This window comes from Gordonia jinghuaiqii (genome assembly GCF_014041935.1).
GTDB classification, from domain to species: Bacteria; Actinomycetota; Actinomycetes; order Mycobacteriales; family Mycobacteriaceae; genus Gordonia; species Gordonia jinghuaiqii.
The window spans coordinates 4,057,746-4,076,874 of record NZ_CP059491.1 but is presented as its reverse complement, the minus strand read 5'-3'; the positions used below and the strand labels follow the sequence as shown (position 1 = coordinate 4,076,874).

Below are 19,129 nucleotides of genomic sequence, written 5' to 3'. Positions count from 1 at the left end.
GACCTCGACAACGTCAGAACGGTGGGTCGTCTGTGAGCTCCCGCGCGAGCGAGTCGGCGTGGGCTTTCTGCTCGGTGTCGCGCTGCGCGGCGTCGTGGTGCTGTTTGTCGCGCCGTTCCTTGTCGCGCCGTTCCTTGTTGCGGGCACGCTCGGCTCTCCGCCGTGCGTGTTTGGCGGCGGTGCGGTCGGTGGTGGGACGGGGTGTGCGGTCCGGCCCGATCACGCGTGGTGTGGGTGGGGCTTGGGACGCCTGTTCGAAGCGGATTCGTCGCAGGTTGGGGAACAGATCTTCGAGGGTTTCGGCCTCGCCGGGGATGGTGAACCCTTCCGGGGTGACGTATTCGGTGACCAGGCGGCCGTCGGTGTCGCGGTACTGCACATCCACCCAGTCGCCATGAGTTTTGAGCAGGTGCCCGGCCCGGCATTTGGCGTTGAGGTTCTCACTCGAGGTCTTCCCGCCCTGGCGGGGAAAGACACGATCGTATTCGACGACATGATCGACATCAGCACTGAATGCTGACCGCGTGCAACCTGGTTCGGTGCAGTAGCCGTCCCGCACACGCACAAAATCGACACACGACGCGGTCGGCCGGTACGGATCGCCGGGCTGAGAACCCGGATACACCACCACAACACCATCCCGAGCCGTGTCCGGTGCCGGTGCCGGTTCCGGTTCCGGTGCATACGACTTCGGCTGCGGCCCGGCGAGATGCTCTGTTCTCGAGGTGTCGTCGGCGTCGTCGGTGTCGGTCGTGCGGTCGGCGGCGACGATGCTTGTCGGCGGTGTCCGCACCGGGGTGACCGATCTGATGACCGCGTCCTTGCGGGCGGCGAGGTCACGGACGTGCTCGTCGCAGATGACGCCGTGACCATCCACCCAGCCCGGTCCGGAGGCCCCGGCCAGCGTGCCGGTGTCGGTGACGACGTGGATGACAACCTCGGTACCCACCGAGGCGGTGGCGGGGTCGGGGATGGTGGCGGTGCAGTCATCCTGGCCGCACAGGCAGTTGAATCCGCTGCCGGTCAGCAGGGCGAACATGGCATCGGAGCTACGTTGACTACGGGTGCGTCGGTCGTCGGCACATGCTGAATCGGCCAACGCGTGCACGGCTGTGGCGGCGATGCGGATGTTCTCCGCGGCCATCACCCCGGTGATCTCACCGGTGCCGTCGGCCAGGGTGCGAGTCCACACGCCACGTTTGTCCAGTGCTTCGCGGCGGCGTTCGCGTACCGCGTCGACATCGCAGCCGAGCACCAGGCGGTCGACCATATCCCGCAGACCGGCCGTCGACCACGACCCGGCCCGGTTACGGAGCAGGCCGGCGATCGATTCGTCGAGGACCTCGATGATCGGCCGGCTGTCGGGATCGTCGGGGTCCAGCCGGTCGCCATCGCAGACAAGGTTGGTGCGGGCGATGATGTCCTGCACCTGTTTGCGGGAGGTGATGCCCTCACGCAGCGTGGCCAACACCTGCGGTAGCCGGTCGCGCAGGCACAGTGCTTCGTTGACGAGTAGCTCTGCCTGGTAGCGGGTGATCGCGGCTTCCCGGCCGACACGGGCCACCACGTCGGCGAAACCATCTGTGATGTAGCTGTTTGCGGCGGGGGTGAACAGACGGTCACACAGGACGAGGATCGTGTCGTAACGGCACCAGGCGAGATAGGATTCCCCGGCCCGGATCGCACCCAGGGCAGCCATGTGGGATGTGGTGTCGAACTGGGCCGACCGGGCACGATCGACCCCGGCGATGAACTCGCCCGGTAGATCGGTCCATGCCGTCACGGTGACTCCGAAAGTGCTGTGGCCCGGTCTGGTTGACCGGTCATCCGATAACCACCAAGGTAGACCCGACCACCGACAAATCTGCTCGGCCATCCACAGTGCGAGTAGGTTTGTGCAGCAACATGTTTGCTCGCCACGTCATACAGATCGGGTGTGCCGGTCACCAGGGGCCTCGATCGCGGTCCTCGGCTGGCGCCTCGTCCCTACTCGGCCGGCAGAAGGATCGCGGCCGGCTGTGGGCCGGCTGGAGCCTCGGTACTATTCGGCTGGCGGGGGCGGCTCAGCAGAGGGGGCATCGGCGGGCGTCCGACTGTGTGGTCGCGCGGCCCTGCGTTCGATCCAGAACTGCGCGCCCTCGGCGATGGCATCGGTGACCGGCCCCGGCTGCCAGCCGAGGTCGCGTTCGGCCTTGCTGTGGTCCATCTCGGACATGAAATGCATGAGCCGGACCGATGGAACGGTGAGCCGCACCGGCTTTCGGGTGACCGTAGCCCGTGCGGAACCGAGTGCGCCGCAGGCATAGAGCGCGGGTTTGGTCAGTACGAGTCGGGGAGGTTCCCGGCCCGCGGTGCGCGCGGCGACGGCCACGATCTCCTCGATGTCGATCGAACGCTCGGCCACGATGTAGCGTTCGCCCACCTCGCCACGATCGGCGGCGAGCGCCAGGGCGCGGGCGGCGTCGTCGACCCCGACCGACTCGGCACGGCAGCCGCGAATGGTGAAGGGCAACTTTCCGAGCGCGGCGCCCGCGACGAACGATCCGTGCGGCGTCGGTTGCCAATCTCCCGGACCGTAGGTGTTGGCGACACACATGGCGACCCCGGGCACGGCGCCGTCCCGGGCGTAACCGAGTAGCAGGTCCTCGGCCGCGACCCGCGACTTCACGTACTCCGGAGCGTGCCCGGACCAGTTGAAGGCATCGTCCTCGGTGGCGGGGCGTCCGTGGACGCGTCCGATGGTGGCAACCGTGCTCGTGAACACGAACTTCCGCAACGGCTGCGTGGCGGCGACATCCAGCACCGCGCGCAAGGCGTCGACATTGGTGCGATACAGCGGTGCCGGATCGCGCAGCCACGCCCGCGTGTCGACGGCGCAGTGGAAGACCACATCGCAATCGTCCATCGCCGAACGCACGGCGTCGGCGTCGAACAGCTCGCCGGTGACGTGCTCGACGTCGAGGCCCGACAGGGTGCGCAGATCACTCGTGGCCCGGGTGAGGACCCGGACGGGTTCGCCGGTGTCGACGAGGTGGCGGACCAGCCGCGAGCCGAGAAATCCGTTGCCGCCGATCACCAGGCATGTCACGGCGTGAGACCTCCGGGCGCGAGATCATCGATCGCCGCCGCGCTGCGGGACAGCATGGCGTCGAACATGGCATTGCCCCGTTCAGTGGGTTGTGCTGCGGCCGAACCGAACACGATGATCATCGGGGCCTGGATCAGGTTGCCGACGTAGTCGTCCCAACACTGGTCGAGTGTGTAGTCGGCGACACCTTCGGTGACCAGTGCGCGGTGATACGACGCCACGATGCCCCGCTCGTGCCTGCGACGGTCCTCCGTCGTGAGGCTCGTGCTGAGCAGAAACGATATGTCGCGCAAGGGATTGCCCGTGGTGATGGTCTGCCAGTCGATCACCGTCACCTCTCCCGACGGGCCGAACAGGATGTTGTCGACCCGGAGGTCGCCGTGGATCAGTCCGGTGTTCTGCAGCGGCGCCACGAGCCAGGCGCCGCCCTCGCGGACCAGCCAGTCGATGGCCGCGGAACTCCGGGCGTCGGGGGAGAAGCGCTCGCGGTAGACGGCGGCCATCGGCTCGAGGATGGACTCCAGCATCTCGCGTTCGGCATCACCCGGGAGCGGCATGGCGTCGAGCAGCGTCTGGTCGTTCCACCGCGGGGCATGCAACCCCGCGGCGGCCACGGCAACCGATTCCGCCTGTGCCGGTGAGCACCCGGCGATCTGGTCGCCCTGGACGGCGGCCCCCATGTCCTCGAGCAGCAGGACGAACTCGGTGCTCGCCGCCGATATCGTGGCCGCGTAACAGCGTGGGATGGGCACCGTGAAACCGTCGGCGAGTTCCCGATAGAACCGGACCTCGTTGCGGAACACCCCCGATCCGAACTCCCGCTGCTCCGGCGCACCGGTCGCGAGCTTGGCGACCAGCGTCGGGGGCAGGTCCGTCGGTTCTGCATACTCGAGCGTCAGTCGGTACGACCCCGCCATCTGACCGGTGCCCACCGCCTGCGCGACGACCGACTCGACGGTCGCGTCGTGACCGTTCTCGGCCAGGAACGCCGACAGCCATGCCGGCGTGAGTTGTTCGGCGCTGGTGGGTATCCCGATCGTCCCTCCCGACGGAATCGCGGTCATGAGCGCATCCTTCCGGGATTCACCGGCAACCCGCCCGCGCGGTCGGGTCGTATGTCGCGATAGGCCTCCACCACGGGGGCGAGCTCGGTGGGGGTGGCGCCGTGCAGGATCACCGAGTCGACGTCGAGATCGAACTGTTCGGCGACGGTCTCGGCGCAGTCCGACGGTGAACCGGCGGCGCAGTCCGACACCCATGAGGCGGGGATGGCGTCGGCGAGCTCGACGAGCTCCTCGGCCGTGGCGGTGGCATCGATGGGACCCCGGGCACCGGCGAACGCGGCGGTGGCGCGGACACGTTCGAGGTCGACCGGATCCCATCCGTTGGCGCCCATGAGCTGATCCGGATAGCCCTGTAGGTAGGTTGCCAGTCGCCCATGGAGCCGTCGTAGCCGGTCGGTCTCGTCGAGATGGTCGCCGACCGTCGCCACGACCGACCAGATCCGGATCGACGCCGGGTCGCGGCCCGCGCGTTCGGCGGACTCCCGGACACAGGCGACGGCGCGGCGGGTCGCGTTGTCGCTGAAGTACGTGTGCAGGACGACGCCGTCGGCGATCGCACCCGCGAGCTCGAGGGTCTTGGGGCTCATCGTGACCAGCAGGATCGGCGGCGGCGCTTCCAGGTCGACGCCGAGAGTCAGCAACGGATAGGAGCCGGCCGGACCGTCGTGCCCGACCACCATCTCGCCCGCCCAGAGCCGGCGCAGGAGTCCGGTCATGTCGGCCAGCGCGGCGCCGGTGACGATCGGCAGCCCGAGGATCTGCCATTGCGGGGTGATCCCGCGTCCGAGCCCCAGCGCGAACCGCCCGCCGGACAACTCGCTGAGCGTGGCGCCCATGGTCGCGGTGACGATCGGATGCCGGGTGTTGTGATTGGTTGCGGCCGTCGCAATCCCGAGCGTCTCCGTCGCGCCGGCCAGGGCGCCGCACAGCGCGGCGGCGTCCTTGACGTTGAAGCGTTCGGAGACGAAAGCGGTTCCCAGGCCGATGTCCTCGGCGTGGCGGGCCTCGCCGGCCAGTTCGCGTGGGGTGACGGGGTGACGCGACAGCGCGTAATAGCCGAGCTCGGTGAGCTGCTCCATGACGGTCGTCAGGCGTTCGCGCCGACGGCCTCACGGTAGATACGCGATCGGGGTTCGCGAACCCACAGCGTTCCCGATCCCGCGGTGACACCCTCGGACTTGAGTGTGCGCTTGAGGATCTTGTTGGTCGCGGTGGTCGGCAGGTCGTCGGCGATGCGCACGAAGGCCGGCCACGCCTTGGGTGAGAGGTCGGCCTGCGCGGCGAGCTGGTCGGCGAACGACTCCGGAGTCAGTTCGACACCGTCCTGCAGCACCATCGCGACCATCACCGCATCGCCGACGTGTTCGTCGGGAACCGCGTACACGGCAACACGATTGACCTCGGGGATGCGCAGGAGGATGCGTTCTATCGGTCCGGCGGCCAGGTTCTCGCCATCGACCCGCATCCAGTCGCCGGTGCGGCCGGCGAGGTAGATCCAGTCGTCGGCGTCCTTGTAGGCCAGATCCCCCGACCAGTACTTGCCGTCGCGGAGTCGCTCGCTGGTGGCGTCGGCATCGTTGTAGTAACCCATGAACATGCCACCGCCGTCGACGTTGACCAGCTCGCCGATCGCCTCGTCGGCGTTGACGAGTGCGCCGGTCTCGTCGAATTCGGCGCGCGGACACTCGGTCAGCGTCGAGGCGTTGTACACCGCGACATTGGGGAAGCCCTTGCCGATCGAGCCATGGGGGGTCCCGGGCTCACGGGTGATGATGATGGCGAGCTCGGTGGAACCGAACCCGTCCCATACCGTGCAGCCGAAACGTGCTGCGAAATCATCGATGTCACGGTCGGTGGCCTCGTTGCCGAAGGCGACGCGCAGTGGGTTGTCGGCGTCGTCGGGCTTCTCCTCGGTGGCGAGGATGTAGGCGAGAGGTTTGCCCACGTAGTTCATGTAGGTCGCGTTGTAGCGGCGGATGTCGTCGAGGAAGGTCGACGCCGAGAACTTGGCGGGTGCGATCGCGGCGCCACCGCACAGGGCCACGCAGTACCCGCCCATGAGCGCGGCGCTGTGGAAGAGCGGCATCGACAGATAGCAGACGTCGCCGGGGCCGATGTCGTACTTGTCGGCGAGGACCGGACCGGCGAACGGGATCATCATGTGCGCGAACTGAACCGGCTTGGGGTTGCCGCTGGTGCCCGAGGTGAAGATCAGCATGAAGGTGTCCATCGCGGTGGGCACCGAGTGCGGCGCCAAGTCGCCTGCGGCCGAGACCATCTCGGTCCATCGGGGCGACGAGGTGTCGAGGATGGTGACGCCGGGGAGGTCCAGTCCGTCGAGCAGTGGGTGGTGCTCGGCGTCGGTGATGAGGATCTGGCAATCGGCACGGATGATGTCGGCGGCCAGGCCCTCGCCGCGACGGGTGTTGTTGATGCCGGCGGTGACATATCCGCCGAGAGCGCCTGCGGCCAGCGCGATGAGCATGTCCGGGGTGTTGCCGAGGAGGGTGCCGACGTGCATCGGACGTGAACTGTCGGCGATGGCGAGGATCGCTGCCGCTGTCTTCTCGGCGTCGCGAATGTATTCCCGCCACGTCCACTGGCGTCCCTCGTAGGTGATCGCGAGGTTGTCGTCGTCGGCGCGTGCCTGCAGGAGCTGGGTGACTGTCTCGGCCATGCGGCCAAATCTAGAACGTGTTCACCCGGCGTGTGTACAGATCTGAAAAATTGTCTACTGCGTGCCTGCCGGGGGCGTCGCGACGCCCCCGGCAGGGCAGGCTAGCGGGTGAAAGTGCCGTTTCCGGGCACGACGGTGAACGTCTTGTCGCCCTGGCCGAGGATCGTCGTGGTGAACTCGATCGGCCCCGTGCCGGTCGCGACCGCGACGCCGTCGGACGCGCGACCGTCGGTGCAGGCGGCGAACACCTCATCGCCGGACAGTCCGGTCGTCTTGTTCTGCCACGTGATGCCGACCTTGGCGTCGCTGAGGTTGGTCGAGCACGCCTGGGTGGGGTCGGTGTTCAGTGTGAACCGGGTGACGCCGGGCTCGGTGGCGGTGGCCAGGACCATCGCGGCGAATCCTCCGGTGACCCCGTTGGAACCGACGGTGATGCCCGCGTTCGGGATCTGCTCCACGCTCAGCGCGCGTTCGGCCGGTGCCGCGTACGCGGTCGCGGCCCCGGTGCTCAGTGCGCCCACTGCCGCGATCGCTCCGATGGTTGCCACAGTCTTGCGTCCCATGTGTATCTCCCGTCACTCTGGACACGTTGCGCGCCCCAGCGTACGGGAGTGATGTTGGACTCCTCAATGCGAGTTCTCCGCTGGATCGCTGATACAAGAGAGTTCATGAGCGAGCCGCACGATCCGCTGTCCGCATTCCATGTCGGTGACATCTCGCTGTCGGACGCGAGGGTGCAAGCATCGCAGAAGCTGTGTGCCCGGTTCCTCGATCACCGTGGGTTGATCGAGCTCCCCGCGCTCGCCGTGCTGTTCGACCATCTCGGCGGCATCCCGTTCCACCGCGTCCACGATGATCCCGCAGCCGCCACACTGCAGGCCCGGCTGTCGATGTCGACTCTCGGCCGCGCGGAGGTGGGTGACCTGATCTCGGGTCGTGCCGAAGTGGTGATGCACGACGACGCCTGGGGGACCACCTCGGTGGAGATCCGTACGGGTGGCGGCCGACTGTCCTGTGTGGGGACCGCCCGCAATGTGCGGGTCGGGCGGGCGCCCACGGGTACGTCCCCGACCTCGGAGATCGGGACGGCCGTGCCGGAGTGCGTCGACTGTCGGGACGTGGCGCTGCCGGAGTCGATCCCGTCATCGATGACCGGGCGTGCGGTGGTCGAGGAGATCGCGACCAAGATGCGCGAACCCGGCCCGCTCACCCAGATGCTCAACGGCCGGGTGGAGGTGCTCGACGGCGCCGCCGACCGCGACACCGGCATCCGGTTCCGCAGCGCGACCGATCCCTGGATGGGCAACATGTTCGGCACGATGCACGGCGGGGTGATCGCGACGATCGTCGGGCAGGCGGCCTCGTTCGCCGGGCAGCTCCACGCCGCACCCGGGCAGACGTACTCGCTGGGGGACATGGCGATCGGCTTCTACCGCTCGCCTGCGGTCGACGGCAGCGAGGTCATCGTCGAGGTGACGCCGATCAAGGCCGGGCGACGCATCTCGTCTTTCGAGGCCACGATGAGGTCCTACGACGACGTGCTCCTGAGTCGCGCCACCGTCGACGTCCACTACGCCTGAGCCGCACCGCCCGGAGGGCCCGGGCGGCATCGGCCGGGAAAACAATCAAGCGCGCTTGATTTGTTTCGGTCGCTGTGTGAGGGTGATCTCATGTCATCCGACCGACACTCCGCCGTGCTCGGCGTCGTCGCCGATCTCGAGGCCGAGTCCGCGCAGCTCGACGCCCTCGTGGCCGACCTCGACGATGCCGGGTGGGCCACACCGACCCCGGCCGCCGGCTGGACGATCGCCCATCAGATCGCACACCTGCGGTGGACCGACGAGGTCGCGACCCTCGCCGTCACCGACCCCGACAAGTTCGCCGAGCTGCTCACCGCGGCCGTGGGCGACAATCCGGAGAACTACGTCGACGAGGCTGCCTCTGCGGGAGCCGGTGCGCCGTCCGAGGAGCTCCTCGCCGGTTGGCGCGTCGCACGCGACCGCCTCGCCGCCGCTCTGCGCGAGGTGCCCCACGGGGTGAAGGTCCCGTGGTTCGGCCCCCCGATGTCGGCGGCCTCCATGGCCACCGCGCGGCTCATGGAGACCTGGGCGCACGGGCTCGACATCGCCGACGCACTCGGCGTGACCGTCCTGCCCACCGACAGGATCCGCAGCGTCGCGCACATCGGCGTGCGCACCCGCGACTTCGCCTACCTGGTCAACGGCAAGACCCCGCCGGCCGAGCCGTTCGGTTACGAGCTGACCGCGCCGTCGGGCGAGCTGTGGACGTGGGGCCCGTCCGACGCGGCGAACATGGTGCGGGGCCCGGCACTGGATTTCTGCTGCCTCGTCACCCAGCGCCGGGCACCGGCCGACCTGAACCTCGAGATCATCGGTGCCGACGCCGTCGAATGGTCCGGCATCGCACAGTGTTTCGCCGGCCCCCCGGGGCAGGGCCGCGCCCCGCTCGGACAGTCCTGAGCCGCGCTGCCCCTAGTGTTTTCGACATCCTCACACCACAGACAGGAGATACGGGTGCCCATTGCCAGCCCGATCTGGGAGACACCGGAACGACTCGAATTGCGTTCGACCGTGCGCAGATTCGTCGACAAGCACATTCTTCCCTTCCAAGATGAGTGGGAACGCGAAGGGTTCATCCCGCGTGAACTGCACGTCGAGGCGGCCAAGCTCGGTCTGTTCGGGCTGGGCGTCCCCGAGGAGGTGGGCGGATCCGGCGGCGACCTGATCGACGGCACGATCCTCGGTGAAGAACTGCACTACGCCGGTGCCGCGGGCGGGATCTTCGCCTCGCTGTTCACCCACGGCATCGCGCTGCCGCATCTCATCGCGGCCGGCGATCGCGACCAGATCGACCGGTGGGTCCGGCCGACGCTGGCCGGGGAGAAGATCGGCAGCCTCGCCATCACCGAGCCCGGCGGAGGCAGCGACGTCGGGCACCTCACCACCAAGGCGGTTCGCGACGGCGACCACTTCGTGGTCAACGGCGCCAAGACCTACATCACCTCCGGTGTCCGGGCCGACTTCGTGGTCGTGGCCGTACGCACCGGGGGTCCCGGTGCCGGCGGGGTCTCGCTCCTCGTCGTCGAGAAGGACACCCCCGGCTTCACCGTGACCCGCAAGCTCGACAAGATGGGCTGGCGCTGCTCGGACACCGCCGAGTTGTCCTTCGTGGACGCCCGGGTGCCTGTGTCCAATCTCGTCGGACCGGAGAACTCCGGATTCGCCCAGATCGCCATGGCTTTCGTCACCGAGCGCTCCGGTCTCGCCGTGCAGGCCTATGCCAGCGCGCAGCGATGCCTCGACGTGACCCTGCAGTGGGCCCGTGACCGCGAGACCTTCGGCAAGCCGATCATCGCGCGCCAGTCGGTGCAGGACACGCTCACCGAGATGGCGCGTCGTATCGACATCGCGCGGACCTACACCCGCGCGCTCGTCGAGCGGAAGGTCACCTCCACCGACGACCTGATCGCCGAGGTGTGTTTCGCCAAGAACACCGCCGTCGAGGCCGGGGAATGGGTGGCCAACAAGGCTGTTCAGTTGCACGGCGGACTCGGCTACATGACCGGCACCGAGGTCGAGCGGCAGTACCGCGACATGCGCATCATCGGCATCGGTGGCGGGACCACCGAGATCCTCACCGGACTGGCCGCCAAGCGGCTCGGCTACCAGGCCTGAGCCACCCGTCTGCGCACCGACACCCACCGACCACAGGAGCACCGCAATGACCGTCGAAACCAATCCGTTCGTCGAGACGCCGGAACGTGCCGAATTGCGGGCTGCCGTACGCGGTCTGGCCGCCAAGTACGGGCAGGAGTACTTCCGGGAGTGCGCCCGCACGGGCCGCAAGACCGACGAACTGTGGTCCGAGGCAGGCAAACTCGGCTTCATCGGGGTCAACCTTCCGGAGGAGTACGGCGGCGGCGGTGCGGGCATGTACGAGCTCGCGATCGTGATGGAGGAGATCGCCGCCTCCGGTACGGGTCTGCTCATGCTGGTGGTCTCACCGGCCATCTGCGGCAACGTGATCGCGCGCTTCGGGACCGACGGTCAGAAGCAACGCTGGCTGCCCGGCCTCGCCGACGGTTCGATCACGATGGCGTTCGGGATCACCGAACCCGACGCCGGGTCGAACTCGCATCAGATCACCACCACTGCGCGTCGTGACGGTTCGGACTGGCTCCTCAGCGGCCAGAAGGTCTACATCTCCGGAGTCGACCAGGCACAGGCGGTGCTGATCGTCGCGCGCACCGAGGACGCCAAGACCGGCAAACTCAAGCCCGCGCTGTTCATCGTGCCGACCGATGCGGAGAACTTCTCCTACACCATGATCGAGATGGAACTGCAGAACCCGGAGAAGCAGTTCCAGCTGTTCCTCGACGACGTCCGCCTGCCCGCCGACGCGCTCGTCGGGTCCGAGGACGCCGCCCTCAGTCAGCTCTTCGCCGGTCTCAACCCGGAGCGCATCATGGCTGCGGCGTCGGCGGTGGGGATGGGCCGGTTCGCCCTGGACAAGGCCGTCTCGTATGTCAAGGAGCGGACCGTGTGGAAGACGCCGATCGGTGCGCATCAGGCGATCGCGCACCCGCTGGCGCAGGGCAAGGTCGAGCTGGAGATGGCCAAGCTCATGATGCAGAAGGCCGCAACGCTCTACGACGCCGGTGACGACTGGGGTGCGGCCGAACCGGCGAACATGGCCAAGTACGCCGCCGCCGAGGCGTGTGTGAAGGTCGTCGATCAGGCCGTGCATTCGTTGGGCGGCAACGGATTGACCACCGAGTACGGCCTGGCGCCGATGCTGAGCCTCGCCCGCATCGCCCGCATCGCACCGGTGAGCCGGGAGATGATCCTGAACTTCGTCGCGCAGACCAGCCTCGGCCTGCCGAAGTCGTACTGAGGCAGTCGTGAGCCCGCCCACGTCGTCGGCGAATGTCCGTTCGCCGCAACAGGAACGCTCACGGTTGACCCGTCAGCGTCTGTTGGCCTCGACGGTCGACGCGCTGGCGGCCGACGGTTGGGCCGCCGCCACGGTGGCCGCCGTCGCCGAGCGTGCCGGGGTGTCCCGCGGCGCGGCGCAACATCACTTCCCGACGCGCGAAGCGCTCATCACCGCCGCGCTCGAGCAGGTCTTCGAGGACATGACGGCGGCGGCGGGCGATGACGCCGGGGTGCCGGCGGACCCGTCCGAGGGTGTGACCGTCGACCGGATCGTCGCGGCCGTCGATCGTGCGGTGACGATCTACACCGGAACCGAGTTCAAGGCCGCGCTGCAGGTGTGGGCCGCAGCGGCTTCCGACCCTGCTCTGCGGCGACTCATCCTCCCGCTGGAGGCGAAGTTCGCGCGTGCCGCCCATCAGCGGATCATGGCGGCGATGGGGGTGTCACCGCAGGACGAGAACGGCCATCGGCTCGTCCAGGCGACGCTCGATCTCGCGCGCGGGCTCGGGCTGGCCGACACGTTGTCCGATGACTCGGCCCGCCGGGCGCAGGTCGTTGCGACGTGGACCGAACAGCTCGCCGCCGCGCTGGGCGCCGGGGCGTAGTCGACCGGGCCCTCGACGACCGGGCTCTCGACGGCCGGTTCGCGACGGCCGCCGCGGGGAGGTGCCGCGGTGGGATGATGCGAGCATGCCGTTGCTCTTCACGCCGACAGCACGTGATCCGGGGGCGCGTCGACTCCTGAAGGCGTCGCGCGCCGCGGTGGCGGTGACGATCGCCGCATCGGTGGTCGCGGCGACACGTGCCGTGGCCGACGTCGGGGCAGCCATTCCCGAGGCCGCCGAGCTGGGTGCGGGCATTCTCGCCATGTGGGCGACCGTGGGTGCCGTCAAGGACACGACGGCCCGCGCCCGACTCGTCACGACCTTGTTGCTGGTGCCCGCGGGGCTCCTGGCGGCCGTGCTGGTGTGCGCGCTGCACGCATTGCCCGCCGCCCGGCCGGCCGGTTTCATACTCCTTGCCGGTCTCGCCGCCTGGGCGACGGGGTTCGGGCCGCGGGGCAGTGCCGTCGGGGTATTCGGGTTCTTCACCTACTTCTTCGGCATAGTGATGAACGTCGGATTCGGGGACCTGCCGATGCTCGGTGGGTTGGTGCTGCTGGCTGTGGGCACCGCCCTGCTCATCCGCCGTGTGCTCCTACGCGACAATCCGTCCGCTGGGATCGCCCGGTTGCTGGCCAGCACGCGAGCCGGAGCCGACGATCTCCTACGCACGGCCCTCATGCCGAACCCGGACCCGGAGAAGCTGTATCACGCGGTCGGACGGCTGTCGGCGGCGACTCGCGCGGTCGGCGACTGGCAGAGCGGCTACGAGACGAGCCGCTACCTGGACGTCGACGCGGAGACCCTCGCCCGTCGGGTGTCGGCCATGCAGGTCACCTGTGAACAGGCCGCGTACGGCATCGCCGCGGAGCATGACCCGGATGTGCTCGCCGCGGCAGCCGAGGTGCGCGGGGTGCTGAGATCGCGACCCAGGGGTCACGAGACGGGGGCGGCCGGCACGCCGACGACGGCGACCACGGGGAGCGGGGCCCGGCCGGGTACGACGAGCGGTTCCGGTACGACCAGCGGTTCCGTGCGGGCTGCGTTCGATGCGGCGGCGCGGGTGTCGTCGATCAACGTTCTCCGGCACCCGGTGTCCGCTGCGCCCCCCGGGGCCGGGGAGCACAGCGGTCCGGTCCCTGTGGGGGCGGGCTCAGGTGGGCGAAAGCCACCAGATACACGCCGGTTCGCGGTCCAGGTCATGGTGGCCACCGCCGGGGCGATCGGCGTGGGCGAGCTCATCTCGGCGAGCCGGTGGTACTGGGCGGTGCTGAGCGCATTCATGATCTTCAACGGGGTGGCGAGCAGGGGCGCGATCCTCACCAAGGCCGTCAAGAGAGTCGAGGGCACGGTGGTCGGGCTCGTCGTCGGGGTCGCTCTGGTCGTCGTGGTCGGGCACCACCCGACCGCGCAATATGTGGTGATCGTCGCCGCGGTGTTCCTCGCCTACTATCTCTTTCCGATCTCGTACATGTGGACCATCCTGTTCATCACCGTCATCGTGACGACGTCCTACGACCTGCTCGGGGTCCTGGACCCGCACATCCTGGAATGGCGCATCGAGGAAACCCTGGCCGGGGCCGCCGTCGGCACGGCCGCGACCTTCCTGGTGCTCACGACCCCCGGCGACCCGGTCCTGCCCACCCGACTGCGGAACTACTTCGACGTGCTGACGGAGACCGTGACCACGGCGCTGCAGATGGCGCAGGAGGCGCCGCGCGGGCCGGACTCTGCGGGGGACGCCGTGCCCACGGCCGACGAGTTGCTGGTCACGACCAGGCGTCTCGATGCGGCGGAGGCGTTCATCGTCGATTCCACGTCCGCCGTGTTCTTCTCTCTCGGCCGGGTCCATCGGATGATGTTCCGGCAGTTGCATCCCCACCTGCTGGCCGTCACGCGCGAAGCCCACGGCCTGGCATGGTCGGTGATGATCGACCCGCATTCCGCCCCACCGGACGAGACCGCCGACGTCGATCGACTTCGGAAGGCTGCCGAGGCGGTGCTGGCGGTCGTCGAGAACCGCGAGGATCACCAGGCCGATGACGCGATCTCCGCAGTGGCCGGAGCCGTCGAGGAGGACCCGGACGTTCGTCCTCCGACTCCGGCCGAAGCGACACCTGCGCGTCAGGTCGGCCGAATCGCGGACTCGGTGGCGATGATGGCGGTTGCGGCCAGGGCAGCGCAGCGGCGCGCCCGACGGAGATCGCTCCTCGGGCGTGCCGCTGCTGCATCCCACAGTCGGGAATTCACTCGGCGTGGATGATGACCCCGCGAATGTTCTTGCCGTCCCGCAGGTCCTGGTAGCCGTCGTTCACCTGGTCCAGGGTGTAGGTCTGGGTGATCAGCTCGTCGAGCTTGAGCTGTCCGGCGTCGTAGAGGCGCAGGAGTTTGACGATGTCGTACTGCGGGTTGGCCGAGCCGAAGAGGCTTCCCTTGATCGTCTTCTGATTGAGCGTCAGGTCGGTACCGGAGACCTGCACGGTGAGCTTCGTCGGATCGGCGAGTCCGGTGATGACGACGGTGCCGCCCTTGCCGACCACCGCGGTCGCGTTCGACACGACTTCCGCGTCCACGGTTCCCACGAGGATGAGGGCCTGATCGGCGCCCTGACCCCAGGTCAGCTCGTTGACCTTGGTGGCTGCTTCCGCGGCGTCGGCAAAGGCATGTGTCGCACCGAATTTCAGCGCGGTGTCCCGTTTCAGGTCGACCGGGTCGACGACGACGATGTACTTGGCCCCGGCCGACACCGCGCCCTGCACGGCGTTGATGCCGAGTCCGCCGATCCCGTAGATCACCACGGTGTCGCCGGCACGTACACCTCCGGAGTACACCGATGTGCCCCAGCCGGACGGCACCCCGCAGCCGACGAGCACGGCCTTGTCCAGGGGGAGCCAGTCGTCGACCTTGACCACCGAGTGCTGCGAGATGGTGGCCCGTTCGGCGAATGTGCCGAGCATGCACATGGCGCCGAAGTCGTCTGTGCCGGAATGGAACCGGAAGGTCCCGTCGGGCATGGAGCCCTCGAGGATGGTGGCGCCCATGTCGCACAGGTTCTGCCGGCCGGTCGAGCAGTAGCGGCAGGTGCCGCAGTTGGGGATGAAACTGCAGACGACGTGGTCGCCCGGCTTCACCTTGGTGACACCCGGACCCACGGCCTCGATGACGCCCGACCCCTCGTGGCCGCCGACGATGGGATAGCGCGGGGGAAGGTCGCCGTCGGTGAGATGCAGGTCGGAGTGGCACAGCCCGGCGGCGGTGTACTTGATCAGTACCTCGCCTTCACGGGGCTCGTCGAGATCGAGTTCGACAAGTTCGAACGGCTTTCCGGGCGCGGTGAGGACGGCGGCCTTGGTGGTGAGAGACATGGTGGTGGGTTCCTTGATCTTTCGGTGTTGTGTGGACGGACGTCAGAGTGCGATGTTGACCGCTTTGGTCTGGGTGTAGAGGTCGATGGCCGACGAGCCGAGTTCGCGCCCCCAGCCCGACTGCTTGTACCCGCCGAACGGCATCGCGGTGTCAAAGCCGTTGTACTGGTTCACCCAGACCGAACCGGCCTTGATCTGCCGGGCAGTGCGGTGCGCCTTGGACAGATCGGTGGTCCAGATGCCCGCGGCGAGGCCATAGATGGAATCGTTGGCGGCCGCGGCGACGCCGGTGTCGGCGTCGAATGGCAGAGCGGCGACGACCGGGCCGAAGATCTCCTCGGTCACGATGGAGAAGTGTGGTTCGACGTCGACGAACACGGTCGGCTCGATGAAGAAACCCTCATCGCCCCAACGCTTTCCGCCGGTCAGTGCACGCGCTCCGTCGGCCAGTCCGGCCGAGAGGTAACCGGAGACGCGGTCGAACTGTTCCTGGCTGACCAGCGGTCCGAGCTCGGTGGCCGGGTCGAGACCGGGGCCGATCTTGGCCTGCGACGCGGCTTCGGCGACCGCCGCGGTGAAGTCGTCGAAGATGGGCCGCTCGACGAAGAGCCGGGTGCCCGCGACGCAGCACTGGCCGTGGTTGAACATCCACGCGGCCACCGAACCGGCGACGGCCTTGTCGAAGTCGGCGTCGGCGAAGACGATGTTGGGGCTCTTGCCGCCGAGCTCCAGCGACACCTTCTTGAGATTGCCCTTGGCGGCGTCGACGATCTTCTTGCCGACCTCGGTGGACCCGGTGAAAGCGATCTTGTCGACGTCGTCGTGGGCGGCGAGCGCTGCGCCTGCCTCGCCGTAGCCGGTGACGATGTTGACCACGCCGGGCGGGAAGCCCGCCTCCTGGAAGATCTCACCGAGGAGCAGCGCGGTCAGTGGGGTCTGCTCGGCGGGCTTGAGGATGACGGTGTTGCCGGCGGCGAGTGCGGGGGCGAGTTTGAACGCGGCCATCAGGAGTGGGAAGTTCCACGGCACGATGAGCCCGCAGACGCCGACGGGCTCGCGCAGCGTATAGGCGTGGAACTCCCCGCCCGGGACGAACGGCATCGAGACGTCGACGGTCGATCCGGTGATCTTGGTGGCGAGGCCGGCGTTGTATCGGAAGATGTCCGCGGCCCACGCGGTGTCCACGGCCGCCGCGATGGTCGCCGCCTTGCCGTTGTCGAGCGCCTCGAGCTGACCGAACTCGGCCGCGCGCTCGGTGAGCAGGTCGCCGACCCGCCAGAGCAGACGTTCGCGTTCGTTTGGCTTCATGCGCGACCACGGCCCGTCGTCGAAGGCCTGCCGCGCCGCGCGCACCGCACGGTCGATGTCGGTGGCGTCCCCGTGGGCCACCGAGGTGATCGGGCGAGCGGTGGCCGGGTCGAGCGTCTCGAAGGTGGCGCCCGAGGCCGCGGGCACCCACTCGCCGCCTATCAGCATCGGGCGGTCGACGGCGACGAAGTCGCGGACTCGGCCGAGCAGGTCGACAGTGGTGGACGCGGGGGCGACAGCGGTCATGGAGAGCTCCTCGTCGAGCGGGCAGATCGCAGTGATCTGGGCCACAGATGTGACCTCACTCATTTCTGCCACCGTTCTCGGCGCCCGCCGTGTCCAGAAACTGAACACCTGCGCTGGGCGGCGGAGCGTCTCAGATGCCCAGTGCGCGCATCCGGGCGTACAGGGTGGTGCGGCTGATTCCCAGCGCCCTCGCCGCATGCACCTTGTTGCCGCGGGCGCGGTCCAGGGCCTCGACGATCGCGGTGCGTTCGGCCTGCTCCCGTCCGGACAGATGAGCCGCACGGCTCGTCGTCCGGTAGTCCGGTGGCAGGTCGGCGGGCTCGACGACGCGCGCAGACCGCGCACGGCATGACGCTGCGCCCCAGCGCAGGACAGCACCCAGTTCCGGGAAGTTGCCGGGCCAGTCGTCGCACAGCAGTGCGTCGGTGGCCAACGCCGAGAGCGTCAGCGCCGGATCGATGTCGGTGAGCACAGTGCTCGCGAGGGCGGCCAATTCGGAGGTCCGGTGACGCAGCGGCGGCAGGTCGACCTGCGTGGCACACCGCGCGATCAACGCGGCCACCCCGGGACTCGCCTGGTCGCGTGGGCCTCCGACGAGGATCAGCGGCGCCGCCTGCGAACTCGCGACCGCGACGCTCCCCAACAGCGCCACCGACCTGCCGTCGAGCAGATCGACTCCGTCGATCACCAGCGGCACTCCCAGCGAGCGGGCGCGGCCCACGTAGGCGGGGATGTCGGGCGGGCGGCCACCGATCAGCTCGTCGGCGACGTCGACGACCACCGCCGACCCGCCCGCGTCCGCGGCGAGGGCGGCGGCGTGGGTGCTGCGTCCGGTGCCGGGTTCGCCCGTGACAGCGACACTCGTCTGCGACGGTGCGCCCGTCGGTGCGGACCGGGTGGCCGGCGGCACCAAGACCGGCCGGAACCGGAACAGCGCCGCACCTCGTGCGCCGGACACCGGTTCCACCACGATCTCCACGTCGGCTCCGGAGACCAGCGTCAACGGCAGCACCGTCGGCCGCAGTGCGGGATCGCCTGCGACGATCCGCAGGGCGCCGATGTCGGCGGGGGAGAGCAGTTCGGCGGCAAGGGCATTCGTGAGCTGGAGGTCATCGCCGATGGCTGCGACCGCGACATCGCGACGCGGCGCCGCACGCTGGAACGCGTCGAGCACGCACCGCTGGTGCGCACGGGAGCGGTCGAGGAGGCGGTCGGCGATGTCGGCGACGATGCCGTTGACCACCGGCACCGCCAGCGGGTTGATGCGGTCGGCGACCTCGGACATGCAGATGATCCCGGCCAGTCGTCGGGTCGCCGGGTGGATGATCGGCTGCCCGAAACAACTGATCGACTTGAACTGCTCGAGGTAGTGCTCGGAGCTGTTGACGACGACGCCGCCGCGGGTCTCGGCGGGGGTGCCCAGCGCGGTGGTCCCGACGACGTCCTCGCCGAACGGGACCCCCGGCGTCGCGCCGATCTCGTCCAGCCTGCGCTCCACCGCGGTCCCGAAGGCCACCCGCGTCACCATCCGGCAGTCGGAGTCCACCAGCAGCAGCGACACATCGGTGTCGGCGAGCCGCGACGCGGCGGCGTCGAGCACCGGTCGCGCGGCGTCGAGCAGCGGATCGGCCGCAGCGATGTCGCGCAGCCGGGTGGGTGTGGCGTCGCCCGGCCGCACCCCCGACAACGCCGAGCGTCGCCACGACTGTTCGATGACCGTGCGCCGAGGCGTCCGGTCCGGGGTGGTGTCCACGGTGTCGATGACTCCAACGTGACACACATCACCGGTGAAGGAAAGCCTCGGCGCCGGGGCGATCGGCCCGG

15 protein-coding genes are annotated in these 19,129 nt (G+C 68.7%); 6 read left to right on the top strand and 9 right to left on the bottom strand.

Annotation, left to right across the window (positions count from 1 at the left end):
* Positions 1 to 13: 13 nt before the first annotated feature.
* The 6 genes from H1R19_RS18125 to H1R19_RS18100 form a co-directional block, all read right to left on the bottom strand.
* Entirely contained in the window at positions 14 to 1,783 is a 1,770-nt protein-coding gene (locus H1R19_RS18125; protein ID WP_244970745.1) for an HNH endonuclease signature motif containing protein, read from the bottom strand.
* Positions 1,784 to 2,041: 258 nt separating this feature from the next.
* Complete coding sequence (locus H1R19_RS18120) at positions 2,042 to 3,088, bottom strand: NAD-dependent epimerase/dehydratase family protein (protein WP_219849733.1); 1,047 nt, start codon at positions 3,086 to 3,088, stop codon at positions 2,042 to 2,044.
* Entirely contained in the window at positions 3,085 to 4,152 is a 1,068-nt protein-coding gene (locus H1R19_RS18115) for a phosphotransferase (protein ID WP_219849732.1), read from the bottom strand. The genes H1R19_RS18120 and H1R19_RS18115 overlap by 4 nt, the downstream gene beginning before the upstream one ends.
* A complete protein-coding gene (locus tag H1R19_RS18110) occupies positions 4,149 to 5,231 on the bottom strand; it encodes a TIGR03857 family LLM class F420-dependent oxidoreductase (protein WP_219849731.1) in 1,083 nt (360 codons plus the stop codon). Before H1R19_RS18110 ends, H1R19_RS18115 begins: the two co-directional genes overlap by 4 nt.
* Before the next feature lie 8 nt (positions 5,232 to 5,239).
* Positions 5,240 to 6,829 (bottom strand): fatty-acid--CoA ligase FadD1, encoded by a 1,590-nt coding sequence (fadD1, locus tag H1R19_RS18105; RefSeq protein WP_188328775.1) that lies wholly within the window; start codon positions 6,827 to 6,829, stop codon positions 5,240 to 5,242.
* Between the two features lie 101 nt (positions 6,830 to 6,930).
* On the bottom strand, positions 6,931 to 7,392 hold the full coding sequence (locus H1R19_RS18100) for a hypothetical protein (protein ID WP_219849730.1): 462 nt from the start codon (positions 7,390 to 7,392) through the stop codon (positions 6,931 to 6,933).
* Between the two features lie 105 nt (positions 7,393 to 7,497).
* On the opposite strand from H1R19_RS18100, the gene H1R19_RS18095 reads away from it, so the two are divergent.
* The 6 genes from H1R19_RS18095 to H1R19_RS18070 all read left to right on the top strand — a co-directional run bounded on the left by H1R19_RS18095 (position 7,498) and on the right by H1R19_RS18070 (position 14,649).
* Positions 7,498 to 8,409: a PaaI family thioesterase gene (locus H1R19_RS18095; protein ID WP_219849729.1), complete on the top strand. Its 912-nt coding sequence runs from the start codon at positions 7,498 to 7,500 to the stop codon at positions 8,407 to 8,409.
* Positions 8,410 to 8,499: 90 nt separating this feature from the next.
* Positions 8,500 to 9,309, top strand: coding sequence for a TIGR03084 family metal-binding protein (locus H1R19_RS18090; RefSeq protein WP_188328772.1), 810 nt, complete (start codon positions 8,500 to 8,502; stop codon positions 9,307 to 9,309).
* 54 nt (positions 9,310 to 9,363) lie between these two features.
* Complete coding sequence (locus H1R19_RS18085) at positions 9,364 to 10,524, top strand: acyl-CoA dehydrogenase family protein (RefSeq protein WP_188328771.1); 1,161 nt, start codon at positions 9,364 to 9,366, stop codon at positions 10,522 to 10,524.
* A 46-nt stretch (positions 10,525 to 10,570) separates the two neighbouring features.
* Positions 10,571 to 11,743: an acyl-CoA dehydrogenase family protein gene (locus tag H1R19_RS18080; RefSeq protein WP_188328770.1), complete on the top strand. Its 1,173-nt coding sequence runs from the start codon at positions 10,571 to 10,573 to the stop codon at positions 11,741 to 11,743.
* 7 nt (positions 11,744 to 11,750) lie between these two features.
* Positions 11,751 to 12,389: a TetR family transcriptional regulator gene (locus tag H1R19_RS18075; RefSeq protein WP_219849728.1), complete on the top strand. Its 639-nt coding sequence runs from the start codon at positions 11,751 to 11,753 to the stop codon at positions 12,387 to 12,389.
* 85 nt (positions 12,390 to 12,474) lie between these two features.
* A complete protein-coding gene (locus H1R19_RS18070; protein WP_219849727.1) occupies positions 12,475 to 14,649 on the top strand; it encodes an FUSC family protein in 2,175 nt (724 codons plus the stop codon).
* On the opposite strand, the gene H1R19_RS18065 is transcribed toward H1R19_RS18070, so the two are convergent.
* The 3 genes from H1R19_RS18065 to H1R19_RS18055 form a co-directional block, all read right to left on the bottom strand.
* The gene (locus H1R19_RS18065) at positions 14,633 to 15,751 is read right to left on the bottom strand and encodes an NDMA-dependent alcohol dehydrogenase (protein ID WP_188328767.1); all 1,119 of its coding nucleotides are present in this window, start codon (positions 15,749 to 15,751) and stop codon (positions 14,633 to 14,635) included. The genes H1R19_RS18070 and H1R19_RS18065 overlap by 17 nt on opposite strands.
* Before the next feature lie 42 nt (positions 15,752 to 15,793).
* The gene (locus tag H1R19_RS18060; RefSeq protein ID WP_188328926.1) at positions 15,794 to 17,305 is read right to left on the bottom strand and encodes an aldehyde dehydrogenase family protein; all 1,512 of its coding nucleotides are present in this window, start codon (positions 17,303 to 17,305) and stop codon (positions 15,794 to 15,796) included.
* Between the two features lie 130 nt (positions 17,306 to 17,435).
* Positions 17,436 to 19,085, bottom strand: coding sequence for a sigma-54-dependent Fis family transcriptional regulator (locus H1R19_RS18055; RefSeq protein ID WP_244971006.1), 1,650 nt, complete (start codon positions 19,083 to 19,085; stop codon positions 17,436 to 17,438).
* Between the last annotated feature and the right edge of the window lie 44 nt (positions 19,086 to 19,129).